Annotated in this window: 7 protein-coding genes; 3 read left to right on the forward strand and 4 right to left on the reverse strand. The window is 67.8% G+C overall.

The window, feature by feature from the left end:
• Window positions 1-1151, reverse strand: a 1151-nt coding sequence (locus tag BRAS3809_RS05380; RefSeq protein ID WP_035655364.1) for an NAD(P)/FAD-dependent oxidoreductase, incomplete at its 3' end; no start/stop codon positions are given.
• A 105-nt stretch (window positions 1152-1256) separates the two neighbouring features.
• Here BRAS3809_RS05380 and BRAS3809_RS05385 point away from each other — a divergent pair.
• Entirely contained in the window at window positions 1257-1796 is a 540-nt protein-coding gene (locus tag BRAS3809_RS05385) for a SixA phosphatase family protein (RefSeq protein ID WP_170323256.1), read from the forward strand.
• A 54-nt stretch (window positions 1797-1850) separates the two neighbouring features.
• Window positions 1851-2276 (forward strand): universal stress protein, encoded by a 426-nt coding sequence (locus tag BRAS3809_RS05390; protein WP_008961086.1) that lies wholly within the window; start codon window positions 1851-1853, stop codon window positions 2274-2276.
• Window positions 2277-2787: 511 nt separating this feature from the next.
• Here the strand turns inward: BRAS3809_RS05390 and BRAS3809_RS05395 are convergent.
• Window positions 2788-3375: a YdcF family protein gene (locus tag BRAS3809_RS05395; protein WP_008961087.1), complete on the reverse strand. Its 588-nt coding sequence runs from the start codon at window positions 3373-3375 to the stop codon at window positions 2788-2790.
• A gap of 87 nt (window positions 3376-3462) precedes the next feature.
• A complete protein-coding gene (locus tag BRAS3809_RS05400; RefSeq protein ID WP_083839052.1) occupies window positions 3463-4053 on the reverse strand; it encodes a hypothetical protein in 591 nt (196 codons plus the stop codon).
• Between the two features lie 48 nt (window positions 4054-4101).
• On the opposite strand from BRAS3809_RS05400, the gene BRAS3809_RS05405 reads away from it, so the two are divergent.
• Entirely contained in the window at window positions 4102-4533 is a 432-nt protein-coding gene (locus BRAS3809_RS05405; protein ID WP_008961089.1) for a hypothetical protein, read from the forward strand.
• A 5-nt stretch (window positions 4534-4538) separates the two neighbouring features.
• Here BRAS3809_RS05405 and BRAS3809_RS05410 read toward each other — a convergent pair.
• The coding region (locus BRAS3809_RS05410; RefSeq protein WP_035655367.1) for an MFS transporter at window positions 4539-5124 on the reverse strand (586 nt) is incomplete at its 5' end.

A 5124-nucleotide genomic window follows, 5' to 3' on the forward strand; every position in this document is an offset into this window, starting at 1 on the left:
TCGTCGCCGGCAAACATGGCCTGCGCGATCAAGAGCCCGGCCATCGCCGAGGTGTTCATGCCCTGGCGGCCGAAGCCGCTGGCCACCCACAGGCCTTTGCGCAGTTGGCCGACCTGCGGCATGCCATGCACGGTCTGGCCGGTGACGCCGCCGAAGGTCTCGGCGATCTCGACCCGGCCGAGTTGCGGAAACACGGTGCGGATGCGGCGCTGCAAGGCGGACGCAAACCCGCTGGGGCGCGCGTTCCAGGTCGTCTCCGGGCTCGCCCACATCAGCCGGTCGCCCTCGACGATGCGGAAATGGTCCACGCCATCCGTGTCGTGGACCGAGCCCTGGAAGGCGATTGCCTCCGCCAGCTGTGCGCCGAGCGGCGCGGTGAGGCCACCATAGCGCCACACCGGCAGCAGCGTGTCGGACAGCTTCTGCAGCGGCGCCCCCAGATGAATGTTCCCGGCCAGCACGATGTGCGAGGCGCGCATCCGCGCCGACGGCGTCACGATGCGCTTGCGCACGCCGGACGCGTCGATGCTGACCACCGGCGTATCCTCGAAGATCCGCGCTCCCGCCTTGTGAGCGAGCCGCGCCAGCGCATGGACATAGTTGCGGCCATCGAGCTGGAACGCGCGGGGATAATGAACGCCGTGGAAATAGCGGCTGGTCTTCAGCTCGCTGCGGACGCGCTCGACCTGCCAGCCCTCGACCTCGGTGTCGAAATCCTCGTGCAGCATCTGCAGCCGGCGGATCAGCGCATCGCCGGCATCGACATTGGAGACCTCGAGAGCGCCCTCGGTCAGGGCGATGCCGGGCATCGCCGCGGCCTGGGCACGAATGAACTCGGCCCCCTCCCATGACAGCGCCCACAGCGCGCGCGCCCGCTCCAGCCCCACCCGCTCGATCAGGTCCGGCAGCGCCAGGTCGAACCCGGGCAGCACCGTGCCGACCATGGCGCCGGAGGCGTTCCAGCCGACCTGCCGGCCTTCGAGCACCGCGACGCTGGCGCCTTGGCGCGCCGCGCACAGCGCCGTCGTCAGCCCGGCCAGCCCCGCCCCGACCACGCAGACATCGACGTCGAGGTCGAAATTCAGCCTGGTCCGGGCCACGTTGCCTGCGGCATCCGCGTCATCGTTCACGCTTGTGGAAGTCTCGCTCATGGCGTTTTCTTAGCGAACCCTGCGTCGGACGTCATGACGCTTTTAATGGCGATAAAGAGACGTGATACAGCCTGACCCAGGCTGACCGATTCGAGACCGGATTCCATGCGCCGATTGATGCTGCTGCGCCACGCCAAGACCGAGACGGACGCGCCGTCGGGCCGCGACCAGGACCGCCGTCTCGACGAGCGCGGGCACCACGATGCCGCCATGATCGGCGACTTCATCGCCAGCCACCCGCCGGTGCCGGATCTCGTCCTGGTATCGACCGCGGTGCGGGCGCAGCAGACCTGGGAGCTCGCGTTTGCGGCAATGAAGGATCGGATCCCCGCTCCACAGGTCGAATCCGTGCCGGAGCTGTATGCCGCGGAGGCGATGCAGATCCTGCATCAGATCCGCCTCGCCGCCGCGGTCGATCCGCGGCAGCTTTTGATCGTCGGCCACAATCCCGGCCTGCACGAGCTGGCGCTGGCCTTGGCCGGCCGGGGCGACACCGACTCCCGCCAGGAGCTGGCGCGCAACATGCCGACCGCCGGGCTCGCCGTGTTCGACTTCGACACCGACGATTGGAGCGACGTGAGCTTCGCGCGCGGGAACCTGCTGACATTCGTCACGCCGAAGCTGCTCAAGCACGGCTCCGATTGACAGGCCGGCGTCGCCGGGCGCGTAATGCATGCGCTGCGTGAGGAGCCCCCGGCGATGTTCAAATCGATTCTCGTCCCCATCGATCTGGCCGACACCGACCTCGCCAAGCCCGCCATCGCCACCGCGGCCACGCTGGCGGCAACGTGGCAGGGCACGGTGCATCTCCTCAACGTGATGCCGATGACCCCGGTGATGCTCGCCGAATACGTGCCCGCCGATTTCGACGCGCAGCAGCGCGAGACAGCCCAGGAGGCGCTGTCGATCGTCGCCCGCGAGTCCGGCATCCCCACGGAGCGCATCAGCTACACGGTCCGCCAGGGCGGCATCTATCATGAAATCCTGGAAGAAGCCGCCAAGGTGCAGGCCGACCTGATCGTGATGACCTCGCACCGCCCGGCGATGCGCACCTACTTCCTCGGCAGCAATGCCGGGCACGTGGTGCGATACGCGAAATGCTCGGTGCTTGTGGTCAGGCCGTAGCAGCGATCAACGCAGCACCGGAATGCTCGGACGTGCGAAGACAGTCCCGGTGCCCATGACTGCGCCCTCTCCCCTTGCGGGCGAGGGCATGTCGAAAGGTTCGGCAAGCTCTCTTGGGTGAGGGTTATCTATCGACGAGCGCAACTCGCGGAGAGATACCCCTCACCCAACCACATGCGCGGATAGTGCGTACATGCCCTCTCCCGCAAGGGGAGAGGGCGCTGCATCTAATAGCGCATTGTTTAGTCGTAGGGTGGGCAAAGGCGCGCCGAGGCGTACATTGTTAGTTCCACTGCCTGATCGCGCCGTGCCCACCGTCTTTCGCCGACCGCGGTGGGCACGCCAGCGCGTGGCTTGCGCCACGCGATGTCTTTGCCCACCCTACGGACCGGTCATGTCCGGCGTCATTGCGAGCGAAGCGAAGCAATCCAGAGCGTCATGCGCGAGTCCAGATTGCTTCGTTACTCCGCTCCTCGCAATGATGGAGTTTGTTGCTGCGGCTCCCGAACGCTCACGGCCACTCCGCAATAAAACCCTTTGCTTTGTATGGTTCGATCTTGTCCCATTCGCGCAGCACGCGGCGGCGGAATTCTGGATGGGTGTGCCACACATGCCGCGGCACGCCGAAGCCGTCGACCGTCAGCAGCATCTTCTCGACCTCCGGCCAGTGCCGATGCACGGTCATCGCGTAGCGCCGCGCGGTCCAGCTGTTGCCGAGGCAGATCAGACTGCGGACATTGGCGAGCCCGAGCGCCGCGTCGATCACCGGCAGCGCGAACTGCACGTTCTCGCCGGTGTTCATGGCGCGATGCTCCTCGAGGATGCGCTCGGCTGGAACGCCGCGCCTGACCATCGCGGCCTTGATCAGCGTGCACTCCGACAACTCGGCCCCCGGCGTGACGCCGCCGCTGACGATGGCATGTCGGAAATAACCCTGCTGCCACAGCCGGGCTGCCGTCTCGGCGCGCAGTTCCTCGTCGACGCGGGTGCCGAACACGAACAGGAGATCCGCCGGCCGCAGCGGCGTATCGGCGAAATGCCGCGCGTTGATCGCGGCGATCTCGTCGGCATCGGGCAGACGGTTGGCGCGATCGGACATCAGATTTCTCCGAGAGCGGCAGGCCATCGTCGCATCACCAGAACCTGCCGCGCGGTCACTTCGATCACCAACGATGTCGCCGCGTGATCACGGCAGCAGCACGACGGGAATTTCCGCGAAAGTGTAGCTGCGCGGCTGGTTGCGGGTGATGAAGCCGCCGACATACCAGGCGAACATCGCGGCGAAGCCGACCAGGAACAGCGCGCCGGTCCACTCGCGGATGAGCAGCGCCCGGACCAGGAGCCCAGCCATTGCCACCGCGAGCAGCGCGATCAGGCCGAGCGCGGCGCCGTAGGCAATGCGTCCAAGGCCCGCGGTCAGCTGCACAGCACTGCCGCTCGCCGCGAGCCGCGCATGCAGGGCCACGATGAAGGCGCGATAGGCTTCGCTCTGCGGCGCCATCAGGGTCGCGGTCTGCCACGACGTCGAGACGACGCTCAGCCGGCGGCCGTCGCGATGGGTGATATCGGCGCGAAACCGCTTCGCCTGCATCGACACCGGCCGGAACGACAGCCGGATCGCGGCGATGTCGGCATAGGGCCAGACGCCGCTGCGGCCGGCGAATCGCCACGACAGCCCCTGCTCCGTGAGCGCGAATTGCTGCGCGGCGCCGATCAGCGACGCCTTGTAGGCGTAGCGGATGACATTGTCCTCGGCGGTGGTGGCATGCTCGGAAATGGCGCGGTCCTGTTGCGTGGTCCGCGTGCCTTATCCTACAAACGGGCCATGAGCGAAACGATCCATTTTCCCCGCCACCTGATCCTGGCCGGCGCGATGGCCGCCGGCATCCTGCTGGCGCTCGCCGTGCACATGCTCGGCGCACGCTACGGGCTCGATCTCGGCGGTCTGTGGCAGAGTGACGGCGCCTTCATGCCCGCGGGCTCGGCGATCGCCTGGTGGCTGATCGCGACGGTCGGCTTCTCCTCCGGCTATTTCATCGCCAACATCATGCACAGCGCGGTATCCGGGGAGATCCCCCAGCGCGCGCGCAACTTCCTGGTCGTGGTCGGCGTGCTGATGCTCGCCGGCATCGGCCAGGCGATCTCCGGCCCGAGCCCGGTGCCGTCGGCGGCCGGCGTGCTGGCGGGCCTCGCCGTGCTCTGCCTCGGCGCCCTGATGGCGTTCTGTGGCGCCCATTTCGCGCTGCGCAAGAGCTGAGCGCCTCACCGCGTCCGGACGCCGGACGCACTCCAGCGGATCACGCCCGCGGCCGCCAGCATCAGGGCTGCGGAGATGACGAGCGACAGCCGCAGGCCGTGCATGAAGGCTCCGGTCGGCCCGATCAGCGCTCCGAACAGCGCCACGCCCAGCACGCTGCCGCTCTGCCGGGTCGCATTGAGCACGCCGGCGGCCACGCCCGAGCGCGAGCGATCGACGCTGCCGAGCAAAGTTGAGGTCAGCGGCGGCACGATCAGACCGAGGCCGCAGCTCAGCCCGATCAGGGGCAGCACGATCGCCGCATAGGGCGTGCCCGGTGCGATCGGCAGCAGCGACACGCAGGCCGCGGCCGAAAGAGCAGCCCCGAGCGCAATGGTCGCGCTTGGCCCCAGCCGCTCGGCGATGCGGGGCGCCAGGAGGTTGACCGGGAAGACGACGCCGAACATCGGCAGGAACGCCAACCCGGTCGCAAACGCCGACATCCGGTTGACCTCCTGGAAGTACAGGCTGAACGCGAAGATCAGCCCATAGGTCGCGGTATTGGCGAGCAGGCCGACCAGCGCGCAGCGCGCGAACAGCGGAAGCGCGAAC

Origin of the sequence: Bradyrhizobium sp. STM 3809, from assembly GCF_000239795.1 — a bacterium.
In the GTDB taxonomy this organism is placed as follows: Bacteria; Pseudomonadota; Alphaproteobacteria; order Rhizobiales; family Xanthobacteraceae; genus Bradyrhizobium.

Coding starts and splice junctions, on each gene's coding strand:
- BRAS3809_RS05385 (WP_170323256.1), top strand. CDS start 1,257: ATGCGCCGATTGATGCTGCTGCGCCACGCCAAGACCGAGACGGACGCG.
- BRAS3809_RS05390 (WP_008961086.1), top strand. CDS start 1,851: ATGTTCAAATCGATTCTCGTCCCCATCGATCTGGCCGACACCGACCTC.
- BRAS3809_RS05395 (WP_008961087.1), bottom strand. CDS start 3,375: ATGTCCGATCGCGCCAACCGTCTGCCCGATGCCGACGAGATCGCCGCG.
- BRAS3809_RS05405 (WP_008961089.1), top strand. CDS start 4,102: ATGAGCGAAACGATCCATTTTCCCCGCCACCTGATCCTGGCCGGCGCG.